Origin of the sequence: Flavobacterium pisciphilum (genome assembly GCF_020905345.1) — a bacterium.
GTDB classification, from domain to species: domain Bacteria; phylum Bacteroidota; class Bacteroidia; order Flavobacteriales; family Flavobacteriaceae; genus Flavobacterium; species Flavobacterium pisciphilum.
Map to the genome: position 1 here is coordinate 2,254,875 of NZ_JAJJMO010000001.1, position 24,663 is coordinate 2,279,537.

The window sequence follows — 24,663 nt, forward strand, 5'->3', positions numbered from 1 at the left end:
TTTTTTTTATAAACATTATATCTATATTTGTCGCATGGAAAAAGAACATCAAATATTCGGAATAAGAGCTATCATAGAAGCGATACAATCAGGCAAAGAAGTAGATAAAGTCTTTATACAAAAAGAGATCTCTGGAGAATTAATGAAAGATTTGATGAAAGTGATGAAAAGAGCCAACATCAACTTTTCTTATGTTCCTGTCGAAAAGCTAAACAGACTTACCCCAAATAATCATCAAGGCGCCGTTGCAACAATATCGCCAATTGGATTTATCGAACTAGAACACCTAGTAGATTCAACAGTTGCATCTGGAAACACTCCCCTATTTTTAATATTAGATCAAATATCTGATGCAAGAAACTTTGGAGCTATTATTAGAACTGCGGAATGCACCGGTGTAAATGGAATTATTGTTCAAAAGTCTGGCTCAGCTCCTGTAAATGGAGACACAGTTAAAACATCAGCTGGCGCGGTATTCAATGTACCAATCTGTAAAGTAGAACACATAAAAGATGCTATTTTTTACCTTCAGGCTTCAGGAATAAAAACTGTTGCTGCTACAGAAAAAACAGATCAAAATATTTATGATATTACTCTAAATGAACCTGTAGCAATCATCATGGGTTCTGAAGACAGAGGAATCAATCCCTCAGTTTTAAAAATTGTTGACGAAAAAGCAAAACTACCAATGTTCGGAACAATTGGTTCGCTAAATGTGTCCGTTGCTTGTGGGGCTTTTTTATATGAAGCTGTACGCCAACGAAATTAATCCCCTAAATACATTGCAAGATTAGAAAAGGTGAGTTCTTTTAAAAAAAATTAATTTCATTTTTCCTCTCTTACATAATAACACAAAGTCTATACTTGCAATTTCTTCAATTGCAAGTATAGACTTTTTTTAATGAAGCCCTATTTTTAAACTTGGCTCTTTCTATAAAACGACTATTCAACACATAGTCAACCCAAGCTTAATACCTACTCCATTCTTTCCCTTAAAGAAAAAGAAAAAAAACTCCAAAGACACATTTGAGCATACAGGAATATTACCTCTCAACCCTACACTAGAAGTTCTATCATTTACAGCATTTTAATCACACTTCGTATGTTTGAAACAAGTTCAAATCTCACTTCCTGACATTTGTTATTAAAACTGCCCTTGCTCTCATAAAAAAAATTTCTTCAACAATATGAATTAGCTACAAATTTAAATTCATAAGAAACAAATACAACATCTTCTTGATGTTGAAATTCCAGGAATCAACAAAGAAGAATTCCAAAAAGATAGTCTTGAAATTTCATTAAACAATCTATCTTAAAATCACACACCACGGAATGAGTACATCTTTTTTTTTATCAATTAAAAACATTAAAAAACCACCCAACATACACTTGTTCTTTAAAAAGACTCACAAATACTACTTCAAAATTAACAAAAAAAATCTCTCTAAAATAAACACAATGATTACGAATATTGTTTTTCTTTAACAAAAATAACAGTAAATATTAAATCTTCAACTTTAAGAACCGAAAACCGGCAAAACCTTAAATTAACTAAAATATAAAAACTTTAAACAAGTCTAGCATAGAATACCAATGCTATTTAACATATAAAAAACATATAGCATAAAAAAAACACAAGCTAAAAATACCTTGATTTAGCTAAAACAGCACTTAAAAACAAAGTGTTTTGCTTTTTTTAACACTAATGAAAACAAATCATTTTAAATAAACAAAACTTAATTATAATCAACAAAAAACACAAATAAAACAAAATTACATATATATTTAACTTAATTATAGCTAATAAAGCAAATAATAACCTACAAAAAAAATACAATTTTAACAAGAAATATAAACTAATTAAGAAATATTTAAATAAATTTCGAGCTAATCATTAGGTAGATTAACAAATTATTAAGATTTTTGTGAAACTAATTCAAAATATTTAAATAATGAAACTAAAGTTCAATGGATTCTTAGTACTACTATTAGTACTAGTTGCGCAACTAACTTTTGCGCAGGAAAGAGCTGTTTCGGGTATTGTTTCCGACAATTCTGGCATGCCTTTACCAGGCGTAAGCGTATTAGTTAAAGGGACAAAAACTGGAACACAAACTGATTTTGATGGAAAGTTCTCTATCAAAGCTACTTCAAGTCAAGTATTAGTTTTTAGCTACATTGGGATGAAAACCCAAGAGATTACAGCTACTAGTACAAATGTTAACATCAAACTAAAAGATGACTCAGTAGAACTTGAAGGTGTGGTTGTAACCGCATTAGGTATCAAAAAAGACGAAAAAAAACTTGGATACGCAGTATCTAAAGTATCAGCAGATGAAATCACCAAATCTGGAGAACAAAACGTTCTTCAAGCATTAGCTGGTAAAGCTGCTGGGGTACAAATCATTGGATCTGGAGGAACTCCTGGTGCTTCTAGTAAAATTATTATTAGAGGTGCTAATACTATTACTGGTACAACCGACCCATTAATAGTAGTTGACGGTATACCAATCGACAATACTACAACTCAAACTACAGCTGGTGACAACCCTTTCAATTCAAACTTATCAGGGATTAACAACTCAAACAGAGCATTAGACATCAACCCTAACGATATCGAAAGTGTTACTGTTCTTAAAGGGCCTGCTGCTGCAGCATTATACGGAGCAAGAGCTGGTAATGGTGTAATCATTTATACTACAAAAAAAGGTAAAAATGGAAAAGGTATAGGAATTGATTTTAATACTTCATTAGCAATAGATAGAGTAAGTCAATTACCTTCAAGACAAAACAAATACATACAAGGTACTGTTAATACTGGAACTGCTCCAGACCCAAGAACACCTCAAAGTTGGGGACCTTCAGCAGCATCATTAGGATTACCTACTTATGATAACGTTGGTAACTTCTTCAAAGATGGATTAACACATACAAATAACATTTCTTTTTACGGTGGAGATGAAAAAGCAACTTTTAGAGCTTCTTATGGTAACGTAACTCAAACAGGGATGATTCCAGAGAGTGGTCTAAAAAGAAATACAATCAGACTTTCAGGAGATTTAAAACTAAACGAAAGCTGGAAAGCTGGAGCTAGTATGCAATACACTCATACTACTAACACTCTAGTTCAAAATGGTAGTAATACTTCTGGAGTAATGTTGAGTTTATTACGTTCTCCTATTAATTATGACTTAAGAAATTATAAAGACGAATTCGGAAATAACACAAATTATTTCGCAAGTTATGACAACCCATACTTTACTGTAAACGAAAACCCTGCTACAAGTGATGTTAATCGTGCATTAGGAAACATCTTCTTAACTTACAGCCATGCTGAATGGTTGTCTTTAACTGCAAAAGCAGGTATCGATGCCTATTCTGATACTCGTAAACAGATATATGCAATTTCATCAAATGGAGATAACCTAGGAGGAATTGGAGAAGTAGCCTTTAACACCATCACAAACAAAGACTATTATGGTGATTTAATTGCTACAGGTTTATTACCAATAAAATCAGAATGGTTAAAAATCAACTATACTGCTGGACTTAACTTACGCTCTACACAATATTTAGATATATTCGCAAGAGGTAAAGATCTTTCAGTAAGAGGATTATACAACCTAAGTAATGCTACAGAATTGTATGCTTCAAACGTAGAAGAAAACACAATTTCAAGAGCAATATTTGCACAAGTAGATTTCGACATTAAAGATCAACTTTTCATATCTGGTACGGTTCGTAAAGAATGGTCATCAACTTATGGAGACAATGTTAGAAGCGCTGTATTCCCTTCTGGAACCGCATCATGGATTCTATCAAACACTTTTGGTCTAACTAATTTTGTAAAATTAAGTTATGGATACGGAGAAGTAGGTATTGCACCAATTGCTTACCGTACAAAAAGTGTTTACAGTCAACCTAGCCTTACAGATGGCTTCACTGACGGTTTAAGCTTCCCTTACAATGGAGTAAATGGTATGGCTGTACAAGGTCGTTTAGGTAACCCTGATCTAAAACCAGAAAGAGTACTAGGTCACGATTTAGGATTAAGTGCTAAGTTCTTAGATAATCGTTTATCAGTAGACTTAAACCTATACTACAAGACATCTAAAGATCTATTAATTGACGTACCATTGGCGCAATCTTCTGGTTATGCTTTTCAATATAAAAACGCTGCAGAACTAAGAAACAAAGGTATTGAACTTGAACTAGGTTATGATATTTTCAAAAAAAGTAACCCATTTCAATGGAACATTAACTTAAACTGGGCTAAAAACGAAAATGAAGTTACAGATATCGCAGGTGGTTTACCAGAAATATCTATAGAACCAGCATTTACTTCAATTGGATATTATGCAGTTAAAGGTCAACCACTAGGAAGTTTTTACGGAACAAAATGGTTACGTGATGCAAATGGTCAAATAGTTATTGGTACTAATGGTTTAGCCAAATTAGACCCCGTAAAAGGAAACTTAGGAAACTCTGCTCCAAACTGGACAGGTGGAATTAGAAATACTTTCTCTTTCAAAAGAGTAACATTATCTGCATTATTAGACTTTAGACAAGGTGGTGTAGTTTACAATGGAACTGGAGCTAGATTAAATACAATTGGTGTGTCTGAAGCATCAGCTGATAGAGAACATACTTACATTATACCTGGTGTAAAAGAAGATGGAACTCAAAATACACAAGAAATCTCTGCTAAAAGTTATTTTCAAAACTTTAAAGGTGACTCTAGTTTAGCTGCAGCTGAAGAAGCAGTAACAGATGTAAACTGGATTAGATTACGTGATGTAAATATTGCTTACGATTTCAATGTAAAACAATTCCCTTTCTTAAGCGCTGCACAAATATCTCTTACTGGAAGAAACTTATGGCTTAACACAAACTATAAAGGAGTAGATCCAGAAACTAGTTTAACAGGAGCTGGTTCTAGAATTAATGGATTAGATTATTTCAATAATCCTGGTAGCAAATCATTTATAATGAGTCTACGTGTAAGCTTCTAATTTTAAATAAAATAAAAATGAAAAAATATATAAAAAAAATAATTCTCGTAGCTTTTAGCGTTAGCTTACTTGTGAGCTGTCAAACAGAATTAGATGAATTTAATATCAACCCAAACGACCCAAACACAAGTAATCCGAAATTATTGCTATCAGCGATGGAGCTTGGAACTTTCCAAACTCACAGCAGTGGAGTAATGAGATATTCAGGAGTTTTCACACAACATCTACAAGGAACTAGTATAGGTCAATTTGGAGCAGCTGGTTTATATGTTGTAAACGAAGGTGACGTTAACAACGAATGGAATCTTATCTACGGAACTACCTTAATGAATGGGCATATCTTGAACCGAGATTTTGCAGCAAACTATCCATACTATAATGGTATTGGACAAATCTTGTCAGCTATAAATTTAGGATACGCTACAGACATGTGGGGTGATGTACCTTATGATGAAGCTTTTCTTGCTGAAGAAACTGGAAATAAAACTCCAAAATACAATACGCAACAAGAAATTTATGACAGAATTCAGGGGCTTCTAGACAAAGCTCTTGCAAATTTCCAAAAACCTGCAGCAAGCAACGAAGAATTACCTTCAAAAGCTGACTTCGTCTTTGCGGGAGACATAAAAAAATGGACTAAAGTTGCTTATGTATTAAAAGCAAGATATGCTTTAAGATTAACGGCAGTTAATGCTAGCAATGCTCAAAAAGCTCTTGATTATATAACGCTCGCTGGAATGACATCAAATGGTGATGACGCTAATACATTATTCCTTGACAAACCAAACTCATGGAACCAATGGTTTGCATTTGAAAACGGCCGTGAGAATTATATCAAAATGGGTAAATATTTTGTAGATAATTTAGTTAATAACAATGACCCTAGATTACCTTTCATGGTAGGTGAAGATGTAAATGGTGGCTATACTGGGAATGCTGTTGATGATATCGATTCTGTTAAAACATCTTACATAGCAGGTTTTGGTTATCCAGATGATAATACCCAAAATGGTTTCGCTAGTTCTGCTTGGCAAATTGGAATAGTAACTTACGCTGAAGCTAAATTTATCGAAGCTGAAGCCAAAACTATATTAGGACAATCTGGTCAAACTGCATTACAAGATGCTGTAACTGCTTCTGTAACAAAAATTACTGGTACAGCTCCAACAGCACCTTTCTTAGCAGCAGCGACTGCTGATTTTACAGTTGCTGGTATAATCCAACAAAAATACATTGCTCTATTCTTAACTATGGAGCCTTACAATGATTACAGAAGAACAGGATTCCCGGCTTTAACTCCAAATCCTAATTCAGATACAAAAGTTATCCCAGTAAGACTACCTACTCCATCTGATGAAAGACAATACAACCCTAACGCAACTGTGGTTAGTAATGTTACAACTAAAGTTTGGTGGGATAAAAACTAATTATAGCGTTTAAACACTATTATTTTAACAACCACTCTGTTCAATCAGAGTGGTTGTTTTTTTTATATAAACATCCTAAAATAAATCATATAGAAATAATTTCAACGATACTTAACAAACATTAAGAGTACATCAAAACAAGAAAGAGTTTTAATTTTCTTTTATACTTTTATAGAGCTTTTCTCTTCAACAAAATCATAAACAACGTTTGTATTAGAGGTAAAGAAAGACTCATTTTGAACAATAATTTCCTCTGGTTCTGGCAAATTAATAAAATTCCCATTTTCATCAAAATGCTTCATAAAGGCATCTTCTTCTGGATTAAAATCAGGATGCTGCCAATCATATAGAATAGGCTTTTGATATTCGGGTGTCTTATATTTTAAGGACATTAAAAAGCCTGTTATCAATCCTGCTAAATGCCCCTCCCAAGAAATCGAAGTATCTACTTCTGGAAAGACATACCAAATCATTCCACCATAAAGCAAAACAACTGATAAGGACAAAGCTACCAATCGATAGTATCGAGTTTGAATTCCTTTGAAGAAAATAAAACTTACCAAAACATATATCAAACCACTTGCTCCAATATGGTAATTAGGTCTTGCTATAATCCAAGTGATCAATCCCGAAAACAATATTCCGTAGAGAATTACAGCAACTGTCTGCTTCGGATAAAAGAACTGAAGTGCCGCCAACAGAACCAATAACGGTATTGAGTTATTATACAAATGACTGATATCGGCATGAATAAAAGGACTAAAAATTATTCCTTGCAATCCCGAAAAAGTTCTTGGGTAAATACCATTTTCATAAAAATCAAAATCATAACGAATTTGCAACCAATACACAATCCATAAAAATAGTACGGAAAATAATGGCAGTACAATAACCGAATTGGTAAATTTAAAATGATTTTCCACTATTATTTATAATTATGATTAGCAACTAAATTTATGTCAAAAATTTATCCAAAATAAATATAATGCTATTTTGTCAGATGCTAATACAACGATAAAGCAGTATTTTAGCTCACATTGTAACAATACCCTTTATTGCTTGCTTTTATAGTTAAAATAAAGATATAGTGAAAAGCTTGACATGAGTGTATCAAACTGATGAAGCAAACAGCTCCTAAAAAAAGCTAAATGTGGTAACAAATCAAAATTGAAAATAGTAATTTTACAAAATGGAAGCACCATTAGCAGAACGCATAAGACCTCAGAAATTAGAAGACTACATTAGCCAGAGTCATTTGGTTGGCCCAAATGGTTCATTAACGCAACAAATAGCAAAAGGAATTATTCCATCATTACTGTTTTGGGGACCTCCTGGAACTGGAAAAACAACTTTGGCACAAATCATTGCACAAGAATCTAAACGTCCTTTTTATATATTAAGCGCTATCAATTCGGGTGTAAAAGACATTCGTGACGTTATAGAAAAAGCGAAGCAAAGCGGTGGTTTATTTACAGCCAAAAACCCTATTCTGTTTATTGATGAGATTCATCGTTTTAGCAAATCACAGCAAGATTCTCTTTTGGCTGCCGTAGAAAAAGGTTGGATTACCCTTATTGGTGCTACAACCGAAAATCCAAGTTTTGAAGTAATCCCTGCATTATTATCAAGATGCCAAGTCTATATCTTAAATGCTTTTACTAAAAACGATTTAGAATTATTATTACATCGTGCCATGAAAACCGATGTTGTCTTAGCTTCTAAAAAAATTGATTTAAAAGAAACTGAAGCACTATTGAGGCTCTCTGGAGGTGACGGAAGGAAGTTATTAAATATTTTTGAATTGGTCATAAACGCATCGCCAGACGACGAAATAACCATAACTAATGATCGTGTATTTGAGCTAGTGCAACAAAACACTGTTTTATATGACAAAAGTGGTGAACAACATTATGATATTGTTTCGGCATTCATAAAGTCTATTCGTGGAAGTGATCCTAACGGTGCCGTATATTGGTTGGCTAGAATGATAGAAGGTGGTGAAGATGTAAAATTTATTGCTAGAAGAATGCTTATTCTATCAAGTGAGGATATCGGAAATGCAAATCCTACTGCATTTATAATGGCCAATAATACTTTTCAAGCCGTTACAACAATTGGTTATCCAGAAAGTAGAATAATATTAAGTCAATGTGCTATTTATCTAGCAACTTCTCCCAAAAGCAATGCCTCTTATATGGCTATTGGCAATGCACAACAACTAGTAAAACAAACTGGTGACTTACCTGTTCCTATACATTTGCGCAATGCTCCAACTAAATTAATGAAAGAACTGGGCTATGGAGATGATTATAAATATTCGCATGATTATGCAAATAACTTTGCCGAGCAGGAGTTTTTGCCCGATGCCTTATCTGAAACTGTATTATATAATCCCGGCAACAACTCTAGAGAGAATAGCAACCGGGAATTTTTAAAAAATCGTTGGAAAGATAAATACGGATATTAAGTCCGCATGAATCAAATTAAAACTTAACGACTACTTTTTCTGAAACTAATTTATCATTTTGGTAGTATTCAAAATACCATTCGTTGTCTTTTGCATTTAAAGATCCCTGAATATCTCCTTTTATAGCTATAAATGAATCAGGACGAGAAGTTTTCATCAATTTCATAACTACTTTCGGAGTTTTATCAATTAACTGATAACCTGTTTCTGTAGGCTGTGCATACAATAAATTAGGATCATTATTATTCACAACTGCCTTCACAACAGCTTCTGAAGTTACTGCAACAGGTGTTACAGCCGCTACAACAGCTGATGATTGGTTATTTTTAACTGTTGCTACTTTACCATTGTATTTATAATTCAAAGCGTTAATAGACACAAAAGCTTGATTTAAAGCTTCAGAATATGCTAGATCATATTCTTTTGTTTTACTTTTTCCTATTCCCGATGTAAAAACTATTTTACCATAACAGTCTTTAAATGTTACGTACAGTTTTGTTACTAAAAACGCATTGTCTTTTACTACATCTACATACAACAAATCACATCTATTATAATCTTGTGTAACAGTTTCATTCACATAAAAAGCCTCAAAACCGGCCTTATTTAAATTGAACTTCGTAAGCGTAGCTAATCTGTATTGATTATCTGTTTTCATGAAATCATATTTCAATGGAACAACAACCGCTTTGTAATCGTTTACAGATTGTGAGAAACCATAGCTTGAAATGAATATAAGCAATAATAAGATTCTTGTTTTCATAGTTTTATAAGTATTTTTTAAGTTCTAATAAATGATTAATTTGTTTTATATTTTGTTGTGCTTCTATTTTTTTCTCATTAAAGAAAATTGCATCTAGCCCAGCGTTCAAAGCTCCTTGTACATCTGCATCTAGGCAATCTCCAATCATAATACTATTTTCTTTTTTAGAATTAGCAGCGTTTAAAGCATATTCAAAAATAACAGGATTAGGTTTCTTTACTCCTGCCATCTCAGAATTTGTTACTGTTTGAAAATACGCTCCTATATTTGAGTTTGTTATTTTTCTATATTGAACATCTGCAAACCCATTAGTAATGATGTGCAATCTGTATTTATCTTTTAGATATTCTAAAATTTCAATCGCCCCATCAAAAAGATAATTATTATCCGGTAGCAGTCTAATATATTCATCTGCCATTTCATCAATTAACGCATCTGAAACCACATAACTTAAAGCATCAAAAGTGTGCTTCAATCTATTATAACGCAGTTCTACATGCGAAATTTTATCGTTTTGATATAATTTCCAACATGCTTGATTTATCGGAATATACTTTTCTATAAAGGTATCAATTCCTACGGTTGGATGACTCTCATTTAATATCGTTTCAAATGCTAATTCTGAATTTTTATCAAAATCCCAAAGCGTATGATCTAAATCAAAAAAAATGTCAGTAATCATGGTAATGTTTTTCATTCTTAAAAAATTCCTTCATCTACAAAACTATAATATTTTGTCTCAGTAATAATCAAATGATCTAAAACTTTAACATCTAAACTATCACCAGCCAATTTTATTTTTTTGGTAATCTGTTTATCGGCTTCACTTGGCATCAAAACTCCTGAAGGATGATTATGACACAAAATCAAGCCAGTTGCCCCACTCTCTAGTGCTAATTTAAAAACCAAACGCACATCTACAATAGTACCAGAAATTCCTCCTTTACTTAGTTGAGACTTTGAAATAATTTTATTCGAATTATTTAAAAACACAACCCAAAATTCTTCATGTGGCAGCTCGCCAAGGATAGGTTGCATGATTTCAAAAACTTTTTTACTAGATGTAATCTTAGTTAATTCTACAACATCTTCGGCTCGCCTACGTCTTCCAAGTTCCGTTGCTGCAATTATCGAAATAGCTTTCGCTCCACCTATACCTTTAAAAGTAGTTAATTGTGCAATAGACAATTTACCTAACGAATTCAAATTATTATCAACACTAGATAAGACTCTTTTACTTAAATCAACTGCCGATTCATTTCTACTCCCTGAGCCAATCAAGATAGCAATTAATTCTGCATCGCTCAAAGTATCTTTACCTTTAAGCATCAATTTTTCACGGGGTTTATCATCATCGGACCAATCTGTAATAGGGAGATATGTTAATTCCATAAATACGTATCAAAAGTTTTTATTAAAAATATAAGATCAGGATTCATGTTAGTTCTTTTCATAACTTCACTCTTAGCGTCCATACAAAATATCTTATTTGGCTAATCTACATAAAAAATAAGAAAATTCGGTCAAATAAATTTAAAGAAAAAAGATGAAATATATCTCAATACTATTGATTGCAATGTCGGCGGAGGTCAAGTTCTAGAAGATTGTTTGTTTGAATATAAAATTGTTGGTCATTATAAATATATAAAATAAAAAAGCCAACTAGTATAATACTAATTGGCTAATTGTCATTTATTCTATTTTGTAATCAATAATTTTATAATAGTTCCAAAATCCTTCTTTACATTTAAAAATAATTTTTCTTTTTTCACGCGAAGTTTTTACTTCATTAACTCTAACATCAAATCCTTTTATTTTATTTTCATCATCAAAATAATATACTGTCGAAAATAAATTAACTCCTCTTCCTCTATTATTTCTATAAGTTGACTCAATCGAATAAGTTTTACTTATTTCAGGCTTGTTGTTAATTGAAAAATCCATTCCAATTTTGAATATTGCATTAGCAAGAGTTACTGAAGAAATATAGGCAAAAAATACCCCTATTAACAATAAAAACACCGATGACAAAATAATATCTTTCAGTCCACTTGGTTTAGTATTTTGCAAATCTTTAATGAAAATTTTGTTAGTCTTCCAATAAAGAAAAACACCTAATCCAATAGGAATTATAACAAATATCAATTTGTAATTAAAATCTAATCCCAGAAATTGATCATGCCAAAAAACCCCATTTAAAATACTAACAATCATAAAGAAAACAAAAACTTTAGCTGAATATTCCTGTTCTCTATTTAATATATATTTTTCTTTTCTTTTTCTTTCTTTATTCTGGAATTGTCTTTTATCCATTTTTATTCAATCAAACTCTTCACTTCATCAAAGTTCAATCCTCCGTAATTTCCAGAACTCATTAATAACAATGCTGTGTTTTCTAAATTTAAATTGAATAAATACTCTTTAAAATCATTTGGATTCGTGTAAATAATCAAATCTTTGCGATTGAAAGCTGTAGCAATTTGTTCGTAGGTGACTTCTTCTAGTTGCTTAATTTTTACAGCATCTGGCGAATAGAAAACAACTGCAACATCAGCATATTCTAATGCTCCTTCATATTCTTTCAGAAATGCAGCATTTAGACTACTATAGGTATGCAATTCTAAACAAGCAACTAAAGTGCGGTTAGGATATTGCTCTTTTACAGCTTTTGTCGTTGCAGCTACTTTACTAGGAGAATGTGCAAAATCTTTATAAGCTACTTTTCCTTTTCCTTCTGCAATTTTCTCAAGTCGTTTTGAAGCTCCTTTAAAACTAGCAATCGCTTCATAAAAATCAGCCTCGTCTACCCCCATATTCTGACAAATCCATTTTGCCCCAGCAAGATTGTTCAAGTTATGTGCTCCAAAAACTTCAATCGGCATGTTCCCTTCTGGAGTTTCTAATAGTGTTACTCCATCACTTACTGTATAATTTGGCGTATGATAAGCCAATTTTCGAATTGGATTTGTCGCAGCTTCTGCCACACGTTTTACTTCTGGGTCGTTTTCATTGTAAACCAATATACCTCCATTTGTAATTTTTTCGATAAAAACTTCAAACTGTTCTACATAATTTTCATAAGTAGGAAAAACATTAATATGATCCCAAGCTATCCCTGAGATTAAAGCAATGTTAGGTTGATATAAATGAAACTTTGGTCTTCTATCTATAGGTGAAGATAAATATTCATCTCCTTCTAGCACCATAAAATCATTCTCTTCTGTAAGGTGTACCATAGTATCAAATCCCTCTAATTGGGCTCCAACCATATAGTCAACTTCAATATTGTGATAATGCATTACATGCAAAATCATCGAAGTAATTGTCGTTTTCCCGTGAGAACCTCCAATAACAACTCTAGTTTTATTTTTTGATTGTTCGTATAAAAACTCTGGATAAGAATAGATTTTCAATCCTAATTCTTGGGCTTTTAACAATTCTGGATTATCTGCCTTTGCATGCATCCCCAAAATCACCGCTTCAATATCTGAAGTAATTTTTTCTGGAAACCAACCCATTTCTAAAGGCAATATTCCTTTTTTCTCTAATCTTGATTTCGAAGGTTCAAAAATAGCATCATCACTTCCTGTAACTTGGTATCCTTTATTATGCAATGCTAGTGCTAGATTGTGCATGGCGCTCCCGCCTATGGCTATAAAATGTGTTTTCATTTTAGTTTGCTCGGTTATTCGTTTATTTGTATTGATTAAATCAATTTTGGTTCTTTTTATACTCATCCAAAACTGCCTTCGCCTTCGTCGGTTCATTCATTTTTTTCTGGTACAAGTTAGCAAGCATTTGATAACTCACTTTAGATTTACTTACTATAATTGCATGTTTGTATTGTCTTTCTGCATCAGAGTATCTTTTAAAATACTCGTCAATATGCCCTCGGGACAAATATCCGTCTATTGGTGATAAATTCAACAATTCATTTGAATATTTTATGGCCTTGCTCTGACTACCACCAGCAATACCTGGTAGTTGTAAATTTAATTCTATAAGAGCCCATCGTGCTTCTATATGTTTTGGATTGAGTACAATTGCTTGTTCAAAAGAACCTCTTACTTCATCAATCATTCCAAAGGCTTTGAACTTACTCACTTGTAAAGCTTTCATTCCTAAAGCTGCTCCATATTTATAAAAATAATTAGCTCCTGACGGCTTTAATTGCTTTAACTTTTCATAATAGCCAACGGCATCATCCCACTTTTTATTATGAGTGGCAATATCTCCTAAATATTCAATCGTTTTTAAATCTGAAGGAGTTTCTTTTAAAACCGTTTTAAAAAGGATTTCAGCTTTATCAAAATTCTGAGTATCAAATAATTTTTGAGCCTTCTCAAAACTAGTTTGCGACCAGAATAAGGTCGGAAATAAAAGAAAGACAATTATTATTTGTTTCATTCTTCAAAAATAGTGGAAATATAAAATGTATCATTTCTTTTTAAGTATAAATTAGTAATTTGTACGGAAATTATCTTTCAATACTACATCAATCATTTAAAATAATACTAAACCTCCTTTTATGAAGAATATCTATTTTGTCTTATTTCTAATTTCGACTTCTATATTTGGACAGCAAAATGACAAAAAATGGGATAAAGTTATTAGAAACGAAAGTCTCGGCAAAATAAAGACCGCTAATGAAATTGTTTCAAAAATTCACAAAAAGGCTGTTGCTACTAAAGACGAAGTACAAATTATAAAATGCTTTTTTTTTCAATCTAAGTATCTGCAAATCGTTGATGAAAATGCTCAGTCAAAGATTCTAAACAACTTAAAATTTGAAATTAATCGAGCATCAATCCCAACAAAAGCAATTCTTAATTTAGTTTATGCTAAATGTTTGGATGATTATTATGATAACAATTATCCGTATACAGTTGTAGATACTGTAGTCGAAGCAGCTGCGTCAGTAGTTACACCGCTAGATACTATAGCAGTAAATGATACACCTGAATTAATTAATTCAAATATCATTTTTACTTCTGAAAAAGAAATCATTGCATTTTATGAAAAAACTCTAGAAAATGAAGCAATTCTAAAAATTACTCCTTTAAAAAATTATCAAGCTATTTTTAATTTTTTGACTTTAAAAAAACTAGAAACAGAAAACCTATACGATTATCTACTTAAAGAAAATATCTCATTTTTTACTCAAAAAATGAACCTTTGGGAAATTGAAAAGGATGAAATTAGCAAATACAAAAAAGAACTTTTAGGAAATTCAGAAGCTTTTTTAAAACTTGATTTAAACTTTATAAAAGATGAAGAAATCAGAAAAATTATCTCTTTATATCAGAAACTAGAATTAAACACCCCATCTCTAGAAAATCAATTTGACCGCATTGTGTATTTCAGTGATTTCTTGCCAGAATCTGACGATGATATATTAAGTTCATTAAATAAACTTAAACAACGTTCCGACGACATAATTCTTATTCAAAAAATTTCATTAAAAAAAGGTGAAATTCTAATTCGTCAAGCCTCAAAAGAATTACATCCAGATAACAACATACAAGCGATAAAAATATTTGACGAGATAATAAAAATCAATAACCAAACTAATACGGCAGAAGAAGCTTTGCATCTAAAACAAACCGTTTCTTTGAAATCACTAACTATTGAACTTCAGAAATATAGTTACAAAAATGAGAATACTAGGGCTTTTATTACTTATAAAAACATTGATAATTTAAATGTGTCCTTTTATAAAATAGATCAAAAAAAACTAGAAGAACTTACCGATCCAAATTTACAACAAGATAGTTTAGCTAATTCAATCATAAAAAAACAAAATAAAATTGTATCAAAGAACTATCAACTTCAAAATAAACATGATTATTTTGAATACACAACCGAAGTACTTTTACCAAAATTAGAAATAGGAAATTATTTAGTCCATTTTGAGAGTGACTCTGATTTAAAAGATAAGAAAGCTTTTGCATTTGAAACCATAACAGTTTCAAATCTTAGTATTCTGGCAAATCAAGAAAACGATAAAGAAACTTTTCAGGTTTTTGATAGAAAAACCGGTAAACCTCTAAAAGATGTCACTATAAAATCCTCTCGTTATACCATTAAAACGGACTCTGCCGGATTAGCTTTTTATAGTGGAGCAAATAGCAACAATTATAACGAGAACATTGAATTTTCATTAGACAATGACACTATTATTCCTTATAAAAATTACATCCACTATATACAACAATACTCTGAAAACAGAGATAATAACCTCAAAGGTAAAGTTGAGTTTTACTTAGACAGAGCTATTTATCGCCCAGGGCAAATTGCTTATTATAAAGGAATCGCAATTAAAAAACAAGACGACAAAATAAGTGTAGTAGCTAATACTTCCTTCAATATCATTATTAAAGATTCTAATTATCAAACTTATAAAGAATTTCAAATAACGACTAATGAATTTGGTTCATTTTCCGGAGAATTTACTGTACCTAAAAATGGTTTAACAGGTAATTTTAATATTTATGCTGGTAAACCTGAAGATTATACGAAAAGTGACATTTATTTCAAAAACAAACCGAATGCTACATTTTGGGACAATGTAAAATTCGAAAATTCAAGAGCCAATTTTAGTGTTGAAGAATACAAACGCCCAAAATTTAAAGTAGATTTCGAACCTAAGAAAGAAAGCTTTCAAGTCAATCAGTCCATCAAAATAAATGGAAATGCCAAGGCATTTGCTGGAAGTACCATTTCTGACGCAAAAGTAACCTATACTGTTAATCGACTCACAAGTTATTTTAGAAATTATCATGAACAAGAACAAAACGAAACTATCACTAGCGGTGAAACTAAAACTGATGCTTCGGGAAAATTTATAATTGAATTTATTGCACAGCCTTCTAAAAATGTAATAAAAGAACAACTACCTATTTTTGATTACAAAATAACTGCTAATGTTACAGATATTAATGGAGAGACACATACATCTGAAACAACTGTTAAAGTAGGTTATCATGATTTAATAATTGATGCAATTATTGCTAGTCAAATTGAAACAAAAAATAAAAACAAAATTACACTTACAAGCACAAACTTAAATGGAGAGTTTTTAGCCGCTAAAGGAGAAATTAAAATATACTTCGTAAGTCCGCTTTTAAACAAATTCAAAACAGCAGTTTGGCCAAAACCAGAAATTGAGACCATTTCAACATTAGATTTTGAAAAGTTATTCCCTTTTGAAATCCGCGAAATTAAGACAACCAACAAACCAAATGAAGCTCTACTATTTTCAAAAAAAATAGATACACAAAAAGACAAAGAAGTAGCACTTGATTTTATTTCAAATTACAAATCAGGAAACTACAAAATTATTTTTTCTGCTAAGGATACTTTTAATAATCCAATAGAATCTATTTCAACTTTTGAAATCAAACAAAGCAAAGACAAATTCAATCCGAGTAAATTATTTACGACTGAACAAATTAATACAGACCCCAAAAAAGATGGTTTTGTACAAGTCAAACTCAATACTGTAATTCCTGATTTATATATCACTACAAGCGGAAACTATGAAAATCAAAAATATTTTGAAAACACTTATCATTTACAAAACAACGAAGTAATAATTAGAATTCCATTAAAAAAAGAATTCGAAAAATCGATTCGTTTAAGTTTTGAAAGTATTTTTGACAATGAAATTTTTAACGATGAGATAGATGTAGCATTAAAAACAGATGAATCTAAATTAGAATGGATTATCGAAAGTTTTAGAAACAAAATCGAACCTGGAAGCAATGAAAAATGGTCTTTTAATCTAAAATCAATTAATACTAAAAACGAAGCAGAAGTATTGGCTTCGATGTACGACAGTTCATTAGATCAATTTACTAAAAGAGATTGGAATACTTTAAATTTAAACAAATATTATTATAACAGATCTAATTTTAAATCTAGTTTAGGTTTTGAAAAAATATATTCTTCGCTAGAAGATTTGAATCCCTCTTCATACTTTGGAGGCTTTCAAAAAGAAGAAACGAAATTAGACTGGTTTGGATTTAATATTAATAATAGTAGCTATTACGATTCTATTGACGGGATTGTTATTATTAACATTAAAGATAAAAAAGTTGGTAGCGAAAACATAAAAGGAGACCCAGATGCTGTACTAGCTATTGAGTCTGATAACAATATATCATTCGTAAAATCTCCTCCTCCCCCTAAAGTAGATCAAGTAAAATTTATAAAACCTGTTCTTGCAAAAGCAGATGAATCTGTTAACGAAGAATCCTATTACCAAACTAATAAAGTAAGGTTTATTCCTGGAAAAAAAATTATAAGTGGTCTAACTTCTATGGTAGTAAATACATCCACATTATATATAATTGATGGGGAAATATCATCTGAAGATAATTTTAAAAAAATAAATCCTGAAAATCTTCTTGACATAGATTATTTAACTGCAGACAAAGCAAAAGTGCTTTACGGAAGCAAAGGTGCAAATGGAGCAATAATTATTACAACAAAAAAAGCATTAGAAGCTTTAACACAAGTAAAAGCAAGAAAAAATTTATCGGAAACTGCTTTCTTTTACCCTAATTTAAAAACCGATGCAAACGGAAAAGTAAGTTTCAATTTTACTTCTCCAGAAGCTTTAACTGCTTGGAAACTTCGTTTATTGGCGCATAATAAAGATGCAGTTTCAGGCTATTTAGAGAAAAGTGTTGTAACTCAAAAAGAGTTAATGGTTTTACCGAATTTTCCACGTTTCTTTAGAGAGAAAGATACGATTGTTATCAGCACTAAAATTTCGAATATTACGGATAAAGCCAAAACTGGAATAGCTATTTTACAGTTTTTTGACGCTACAACTATGCAACCAATTGATGCTAAAATGTTGAATTCTAAAAACGTTAAAAACTTTACTGTTGGTGCTTTTGGAAATACAACTGCAACATGGACAATTACAATTCCTGAAGGCTTACAAGCCGTTCAATATAAAATCCTTGCCAAATCAGGCAACTTCTCTGATGGTGAAGAAAACATTCTTCCAGTTCTCACCAATACTATGTTGGTTACAGAGAGTATTCCGATTTGGGTTCGTGAAAACGCTAAGAAAGAATATACTTTTGAGAATCTAAAAAACAACAATTCAACAACTTTAAGAAATCATCAGTTTACTCTAGAATACACTTCTAATCCTTCTTGGATCGCAATTCAGTCTCTTCCTTATTTAATGGAATATGAACATGAATGTGCCGAACAGACTTTTGCTCGTTTTTATGCAAATGCTTTAGCATCTGAGATTATTTCGAGCAATCCAAAAATAGCAACTGTATTTGAAGATTGGAGAAAAAATGGAAAACTAAAATCTAAATTGGAAGAAAATGAAGAATTAAAATCAATAATTCTTGCTGAAACACCTTGGTTAAATGATGCACAAAGTGAAGATGAAAAGAAAAAAAACCTTGCTCTTTTATTCGACTTAGAAAAAATGAAAGCCTCACAAGAAAATACTTTTCAAAAACTAAAACAAAAACAAAAAGCCTCAGGAGGGTTTTCTTGGTTTGACGGAAGTGATGAAAACGATTATATCACAAGACATATTTTGGCTGGCCTGGGTCATTTATCTAAATTGAATAAAACGGAAGACAACCTTTCGAAAATCGATGAAATTTCAAAAACAGGAATTCCATATCTAGATCAAAAGTTTTTAAATTATTATAAAACGAGACCCAAAGACTTAAAAACTACAGATAAATTAATATGGATTAATCCAAACTCTGATTTGCATTATCTATATACTAGAAGTTTTTATTTAGATAAATATCCCCTTTCGGATACTTTGAAAAAAGCTACTCAATTATATCTTGAAACCGCAAAAAAAGACTGGTTAACGTATTCGCTATACGAAAAAGGATTAGCTGCTCTAACCCTTAGTCGTTTTGGAGAAAAAGATGCCGCAAAAACAATTCTTATAAGCTTAAAAGAAACTTCTTCGAATAATGAAGACTGGGGAATGTATTGGATTGCTAATAAATCGGGGTGGTATTGGTATCAAGCTCCAATAGAAACACAAGCTTTATTGATCGAAGCTTTCGCTGAAATAAATAACGATACCAAATCTGTCGACGCAATGAAAGTTTGGCTCTTAAAAAACAAACAGACTAAAAACTGGCCAACGACAAAATCTACTACCGAAGCTGTTTATGCGCTATTAATGCAAGGAACAGATTGGTTGAGCGTAAAAGACAATACTGTTATCAAATTGGGTAATGAAAAAATCTTAACCAAAAAACTATCTGATAGTGAAAAAGAAGCTGAAACTGGTTATATCAAACTAAACTGGAAAGCTGATGAAGTTAAAAAAGAAATGAGTTCTATTGTAATAGAAAACAAATCAAAGGTTCCTGGTTTCGGTGGTGTATACTGGCAATATTTTGAAGATTTAGATAAAATCAAAAATAATTCTGAGGCTGTTCTGTCTGTTTCAAAAGAATTATACCTTAAAAGAAGCACTTTGAAAGGAAATGAATTAGAGAAAATAACTTCAAATAATCCATTGAAAATTGAAGATCTAGTAACTGTACGTCTAATTATTACTTCTAAAGAAGACTCCGAATTTGTACATTTAAAAGATATGCGAGCTTCTTGTTTTGAACCTGTAAATGTTCTTTCTGAATACCAATACAAAGACCGATTAGGTTATTATATGAGTACAAAAGATGCTGCAACACATTTCTTCTTTGATGAAATAAGCAAAGGAACTTATGTTATAGAATATGATATTCGTGTAAATAACAGTGGTGAATTCTCAAACGGAATTTCAACCATCCAAAGTATGTATGCTCCAGAATACTCAAGTCACACTAAAGGAATTCGAGTAAAAGTTAAATAACACAAACTCTATTAAACAAAAAACCCAACAAGTTTTTTTAACTTGTCGGGTTTAATTTTATAATAAAAACCGAATTACTTCACGATTGTCATTTCATCAACAATGTGTTTTGCTCCAGCATATTTATCGATAATCCAAAGTACATAACGAATATCAACATTGATAGTTCTTTGTAATTTAGGATCAAAAATAACATCTCCTGCCATTGCTTCAATATTTCCATCAAAAGCAACACCGATTAATTCACCTTTTCCATTAATTACTGGTGAACCTGAGTTTCCACCTGTGATATCATTATCTGTTAAGAAATTCACTGGCATGTATCCTGCTTTATCAGCATATTGACCAAAGTCTTTTGCTCTATTTAATTCTAATAATCTAGCTGGTAAGTCAAATTCTTGATCTCCTGCTTTATACTTTTTAACCATTCCAGTCATTGTAGTATAGTTATTAGTTTTAGCATCATTTCTTTTGTCTTCTGGCAAAGCACGAACTTTACCATAAGTCAATCTCAAAGTTGAATTTGCATCTGGATATTTAATAGAATTTAATTTAGATACTCTTAAACCTTCTACCAATTCGCGGTAAGCAATTGCAAAACTGTCATCCGCTCTTAATTGTCCTTCACTTTTTGTACGGTATTTAGTTAGCAAATCATTAGAGATAATATACAATGGATCGTGTACAATTGCTAATGGTTTTGGATCAGCCATAAATGCTAATACTTTTTCTTTAGATGTAAAATAACTTATTTCAGTTGCTTTTGCAACATCTGCAGTAAAGTCTCCATTATTCTCTGATTTCATTTTAGCTATTTGTGGAGCTAAACCATACTCAGCAGCTTTAGAAGCGTATAAATTCAATTGAGCAGTTAACACATCTTTCTCAAGTGGCGCATAAAATTCACCATAAATACTTTCGATTAAAGCGTTAATCTTAGGTAACATTTCTGTTTTCTTAGCATCATTCGCATTATAGTAAGCAATTAAAGCATTTCCTAAATTTGCAGGTCCTGTTGCATAACTTGAAGTACGCAAAAGTTGTGTTAAGTAATTATCGTGAGTCGCTTTTAAATTCGTTTCTCTGTAATACCCATTAATAGTTGGAATTACATTTTCATACTTCTCTTTATTCTCAGGTTTAGTTGCCCATTCGTAGAACTTATCTTCTTGTTCTGCTTTGGTAGCTACTGTTCCTGCTTTAGTTAAAGCATCAATCATACCTTGACGGTTTTTCCAGTAATTTGCTGTAGAAGCATATTTAGACGCATATTGCAAACGAACTGTTGCATCTTTATCCATATACTTTTTCATTTGGTCCATTCCAGTTTTTGCACCTTCAACCCAAGCAGGATAAGCATATTTTATATTTTGCTCAATTCCACCTGCTGGCATCCAACGGTTTGTTCTTCCTGGATATCCCAAGATCATAGCAAAATCATTCTCTTTAACTCCTTTTAAGCTTACTGGCAAATAGTGCTTTGGCTGTAAAGGCACGTTGTCTTTAGAATATTCAGCTGGATTTCCATTTTTATCAGCATATACTCTGAACATTGAGAAATCTCCAGTATGACGTGGCCATTCCCAGTTGTCAGTATCTCCTCCAAATTTACCAACACTTTCTGGTGGTGTACCCACTAAACGCACATCTGTATAATCTTGATATACGAAATAGTAGTATTCATTTCCTTGAAAGAAAGGACGAACTGAAACTGTATATTTTCCACCTTCGTTATTTTCTTTCTCAATCAAAGCCATTTCTTGCTGAATCGCTTTGTTTCTTTCAGCTTCAGTCATTTTATCATTTACTTTTGATAAAATTCTTTTAGAAACATCATCCATGCGTACGAAGAAACGAACATATAACGATTTTGGTTTCATTTCGGCACTTTTATCTTTTGCCCAAAAACCATTTTTTAAATAATTCTGCTCTTCACTAGAAAGTTCTGCGATAGCATCGTAACCACAGTGATGATTTGTTAAAACTAAACCACTTTTAGAAACCATTTCAGCAGTACATCCTCCGTTAAACTGAACTATAGCATCTTTCAAACTATGATTATTGATACTATAGATCTCTTCAGCAGTAAGTTGTAAGCCCATCTTCTGCATATCTCTATGGTTCAATCTCTCGATAAACATCAAGAACCACATTCCTTCATCTGCTCTCACAGGAAAAGCCATAAGGCACATTGTCAAAAATAAAATTATTTTTTTCATAGGTATTAAATATTTTTAGTTCTGCGAATATAGTGCATTTTCACAATTAAACGTCTAAGTAGAATCCCCTAATTAAACATATCGGCAAAATTTCACCTAATATTTATGAATTTCTCACATTCAAAAACAAATCTATCTAAGAGAATATAATTTATTTCATAAATAAATATGTAATAAATAATTTACTAAATATTTACAATACATAATTAATTTCTTATGAAAAAAATTATACTTTTGCATAAATTAAATTACACTCACATGAAAAAATTATTACTATGTATCGCTTTAGTTGTTTCTACAATGGCTACTGCACAAAAAGGCTCAATTCTTGTAGGAGGAAATGTTGAATATTCTTCAGACAAAATTGGTGATGTTAAAAACGAATCATTTGATTTCTCACCAACATTCGGTTACCAGTTTTCAGAAAACTGGACTGCAGGGGTAAATGCTACTGTTGGTAGTTTACATAAAGAAGACTCTAATTCTAATAATCAAAAAATAGGTGGATTTGTTCGTTACTCTAGACCTCTTAGCGAAACATTTGCTGTTTTTGCAGATATGGGATCAGGTTACCAACAAAACTCTATAAATGACGCAAAAGGTATGTATGCTTACATCACACCAGCTTTATTTATAAACATGAAAAAAGGTTTTGGCTTAAACTTTTCTATCGGTGGAATCAACTACGATAACATAGATGGTAAAAATGATTTAAGACAAGAACGTATTAGATTCAATTTTGGAAAAACATTAAACATTGGTATTTCTAAAAACTTTAGTTTGTAAGAATCCATTCTTTATTGAAACAAAAAAACCACCAATTGGTGGTTTTTTTGTTTATGTATAATAGTCAATTCAGACATTAATCATTCAACATTTTCCACAATTTATCTTTTAGCTCTGATAAGCCTTGTTGAGCTACAGATGAAATAAACATATAAGGAGTATCTTTAAAAGCAACATCAAGCTCTACTTTAAGCTCTGCTTTAAGCTCATCATCTAGCATATCACATTTAGATATCACTAATAGACGTTCTTTATCTAACATTTCAGGATTGTACTTAGTCAATTCATTTACCAAAATATCATATTCTCCTTTGATGTCTGGCGTATCTACTGGAACAAGAAATAACAAAGTTGAGTTACGTTCTATATGACGCAAGAAATAATGACCTAATCCCTTCCCTTCAGCTGCTCCTTCAATAATACCCGGAATATCAGCAATTACAAAAGATTGAAAATCTCTATAAGCAACAATCCCTAAATTCGGTTTTAATGTTGTAAACGGATAATCTGCAATTTTAGGCTTAGCCGATGTCAAAACTGACAATAACGTAGACTTACCTGCATTTGGAAAACCAACTAAACCAACATCAGCAAGGACTTTTAACTCTAAGATCACGTCCATTTCTACTCCTGGCAAACCTGGTTGTGCGTATCTTGGTGTTTGATTTGTTGAACTTCTAAAATGCCAGTTCCCTAAACCTCCTTTTCCTCCTCTAGAAAGAATTTGTTTTTCACCGTCTTCTGTAATTTCAAATAGAACTTCTCCAGTTTCTTTATCTTTTACAACTGTTCCTAATGGTACTTCAATATACTTATCATCACCATCAGCTCCTGTACTTCTATCTCCACCACCGTCTCCACCGTGTCCTGCTTTAATGTGACGAGCAAATTTTAAATGAAATAAAGTCCAAAGTCCTTTATTCCCAACCAAGAAAACATGACCTCCACGTCCACCATCTCCACCATCTGGACCACCTTTTTCAATAAATTTTTCTCTATGTAAATGCGTAGAACCTTTCCCTCCTTTACCGGAAGAAACAAATATTTTAACGTAATCTACAAAATTTCCCTCTGTCATAATTCTCTGTATTCAGTCGAAATCTCATTTTTCAGTGCAAACTGCCT

The 24,663-nt window shown here is 31.7% G+C and carries 15 protein-coding genes; 6 read left to right on the plus strand and 9 right to left on the minus strand.

Features of this window, described 5'->3' with window-relative positions; translation table 11 throughout:
- Positions 1–34 precede the first annotated feature (34 nt).
- The 3 genes from rlmB to LNQ49_RS09410 all read left to right on the plus strand — a co-directional run bounded on the left by rlmB (position 35) and on the right by LNQ49_RS09410 (position 6,439).
- Complete coding sequence (gene rlmB, locus LNQ49_RS09400) at positions 35–769, plus strand: 23S rRNA (guanosine(2251)-2'-O)-methyltransferase RlmB (protein WP_229988500.1); 735 nt, start codon at positions 35–37, stop codon at positions 767–769.
- 1,183 nt (positions 770–1,952) lie between these two features.
- On the plus strand, positions 1,953–5,012 hold the full coding sequence (locus LNQ49_RS09405) for a SusC/RagA family TonB-linked outer membrane protein (RefSeq protein ID WP_229988501.1): 3,060 nt from the start codon (positions 1,953–1,955) through the stop codon (positions 5,010–5,012).
- A gap of 17 nt (positions 5,013–5,029) precedes the next feature.
- Positions 5,030–6,439: a SusD/RagB family nutrient-binding outer membrane lipoprotein gene (locus LNQ49_RS09410; RefSeq protein WP_229988503.1), complete on the plus strand. Its 1,410-nt coding sequence runs from the start codon at positions 5,030–5,032 to the stop codon at positions 6,437–6,439.
- A gap of 161 nt (positions 6,440–6,600) precedes the next feature.
- Here LNQ49_RS09410 and LNQ49_RS09415 read toward each other — a convergent pair whose 3' ends face one another.
- Positions 6,601–7,365: a rhomboid family intramembrane serine protease gene (locus LNQ49_RS09415; protein ID WP_229991327.1), complete on the minus strand. Its 765-nt coding sequence runs from the start codon at positions 7,363–7,365 to the stop codon at positions 6,601–6,603.
- Positions 7,366–7,628: 263 nt separating this feature from the next.
- Between LNQ49_RS09415 and LNQ49_RS09420 the strand changes: the two genes are divergently transcribed.
- Positions 7,629–8,906 (plus strand): replication-associated recombination protein A, encoded by a 1,278-nt coding sequence (locus tag LNQ49_RS09420; protein WP_229988505.1) that lies wholly within the window; start codon positions 7,629–7,631, stop codon positions 8,904–8,906.
- A 16-nt stretch (positions 8,907–8,922) separates the two neighbouring features.
- On the opposite strand, the gene LNQ49_RS09425 is transcribed toward LNQ49_RS09420, so the two are convergent.
- From LNQ49_RS09425 to LNQ49_RS09450, 6 genes are all read right to left on the minus strand, one after another.
- Entirely contained in the window at positions 8,923–9,669 is a 747-nt protein-coding gene (locus LNQ49_RS09425; protein ID WP_229988506.1) for a hypothetical protein, read from the minus strand.
- A gap of 4 nt (positions 9,670–9,673) precedes the next feature.
- A complete protein-coding gene (locus LNQ49_RS09430) occupies positions 9,674–10,366 on the minus strand; it encodes a YjjG family noncanonical pyrimidine nucleotidase (protein WP_229988508.1) in 693 nt (230 codons plus the stop codon).
- Between the two features lie 2 nt (positions 10,367–10,368).
- The gene (gene radC, locus LNQ49_RS09435) at positions 10,369–11,061 is read right to left on the minus strand and encodes a RadC family protein (RefSeq protein ID WP_229988509.1); all 693 of its coding nucleotides are present in this window, start codon (positions 11,059–11,061) and stop codon (positions 10,369–10,371) included.
- Positions 11,062–11,361: 300 nt separating this feature from the next.
- Positions 11,362–11,982: a hypothetical protein gene (locus LNQ49_RS09440; RefSeq protein WP_229988510.1), complete on the minus strand. Its 621-nt coding sequence runs from the start codon at positions 11,980–11,982 to the stop codon at positions 11,362–11,364.
- A 2-nt stretch (positions 11,983–11,984) separates the two neighbouring features.
- Positions 11,985–13,340 (minus strand): UDP-N-acetylmuramate--L-alanine ligase, encoded by a 1,356-nt coding sequence (locus tag LNQ49_RS09445; RefSeq protein ID WP_229988511.1) that lies wholly within the window; start codon positions 13,338–13,340, stop codon positions 11,985–11,987.
- A gap of 40 nt (positions 13,341–13,380) precedes the next feature.
- The gene (locus tag LNQ49_RS09450; protein ID WP_229988512.1) at positions 13,381–14,076 is read right to left on the minus strand and encodes a tetratricopeptide repeat protein; all 696 of its coding nucleotides are present in this window, start codon (positions 14,074–14,076) and stop codon (positions 13,381–13,383) included.
- A 121-nt stretch (positions 14,077–14,197) separates the two neighbouring features.
- Here LNQ49_RS09450 and LNQ49_RS09455 point away from each other — a divergent pair, with 121 nt between their 5' ends.
- The gene (locus LNQ49_RS09455) at positions 14,198–20,533 is read left to right on the plus strand and encodes an alpha-2-macroglobulin family protein (protein ID WP_229988513.1); all 6,336 of its coding nucleotides are present in this window, start codon (positions 14,198–14,200) and stop codon (positions 20,531–20,533) included.
- 74 nt (positions 20,534–20,607) lie between these two features.
- Here LNQ49_RS09455 and LNQ49_RS09460 read toward each other — a convergent pair whose 3' ends face one another.
- The gene (locus LNQ49_RS09460) at positions 20,608–22,752 is read right to left on the minus strand and encodes a S46 family peptidase (protein ID WP_229988515.1); all 2,145 of its coding nucleotides are present in this window, start codon (positions 22,750–22,752) and stop codon (positions 20,608–20,610) included.
- Positions 22,753–23,010: 258 nt separating this feature from the next.
- On the opposite strand from LNQ49_RS09460, the gene LNQ49_RS09465 reads away from it, so the two are divergent.
- Entirely contained in the window at positions 23,011–23,538 is a 528-nt protein-coding gene (locus tag LNQ49_RS09465; protein WP_229988516.1) for an outer membrane beta-barrel protein, read from the plus strand.
- A gap of 76 nt (positions 23,539–23,614) precedes the next feature.
- On the opposite strand, the gene obgE is transcribed toward LNQ49_RS09465, so the two are convergent.
- A complete protein-coding gene (gene obgE / locus LNQ49_RS09470) occupies positions 23,615–24,616 on the minus strand; it encodes a GTPase ObgE (RefSeq protein ID WP_229988519.1) in 1,002 nt (333 codons plus the stop codon).
- Positions 24,617–24,663 lie beyond the last annotated feature (47 nt).

Excerpts from the sequence above, each read along its gene's own strand:
- rlmB (WP_229988500.1), top strand. The coding sequence starts at position 35 with ATGGAAAAAGAACATCAAATATTCGGAATAAGAGCTATCATAGAAGCG.
- LNQ49_RS09405 (WP_229988501.1), top strand. The coding sequence starts at position 1,953 with ATGAAACTAAAGTTCAATGGATTCTTAGTACTACTATTAGTACTAGTT.
- LNQ49_RS09410 (WP_229988503.1), top strand. The coding sequence starts at position 5,030 with ATGAAAAAATATATAAAAAAAATAATTCTCGTAGCTTTTAGCGTTAGC.
- LNQ49_RS09420 (WP_229988505.1), top strand. The coding sequence starts at position 7,629 with ATGGAAGCACCATTAGCAGAACGCATAAGACCTCAGAAATTAGAAGAC.
- LNQ49_RS09425 (WP_229988506.1), bottom strand. The coding sequence starts at position 9,669 with ATGAAAACAAGAATCTTATTATTGCTTATATTCATTTCAAGCTATGGT.
- LNQ49_RS09430 (WP_229988508.1), bottom strand. The coding sequence starts at position 10,366 with ATGAAAAACATTACCATGATTACTGACATTTTTTTTGATTTAGATCAT.
- radC (WP_229988509.1), bottom strand. The coding sequence starts at position 11,061 with ATGGAATTAACATATCTCCCTATTACAGATTGGTCCGATGATGATAAA.
- LNQ49_RS09440 (WP_229988510.1), bottom strand. The coding sequence starts at position 11,982 with ATGGATAAAAGACAATTCCAGAATAAAGAAAGAAAAAGAAAAGAAAAA.
- LNQ49_RS09445 (WP_229988511.1), bottom strand. The coding sequence starts at position 13,340 with ATGAAAACACATTTTATAGCCATAGGCGGGAGCGCCATGCACAATCTA.
- LNQ49_RS09450 (WP_229988512.1), bottom strand. The coding sequence starts at position 14,076 with ATGAAACAAATAATAATTGTCTTTCTTTTATTTCCGACCTTATTCTGG.
- LNQ49_RS09455 (WP_229988513.1), top strand. The coding sequence starts at position 14,198 with ATGAAGAATATCTATTTTGTCTTATTTCTAATTTCGACTTCTATATTT.
- LNQ49_RS09460 (WP_229988515.1), bottom strand. The coding sequence starts at position 22,752 with ATGAAAAAAATAATTTTATTTTTGACAATGTGCCTTATGGCTTTTCCT.
- LNQ49_RS09465 (WP_229988516.1), top strand. The coding sequence starts at position 23,011 with ATGAAAAAATTATTACTATGTATCGCTTTAGTTGTTTCTACAATGGCT.
- obgE (WP_229988519.1), bottom strand. The coding sequence starts at position 24,616 with ATGACAGAGGGAAATTTTGTAGATTACGTTAAAATATTTGTTTCTTCC.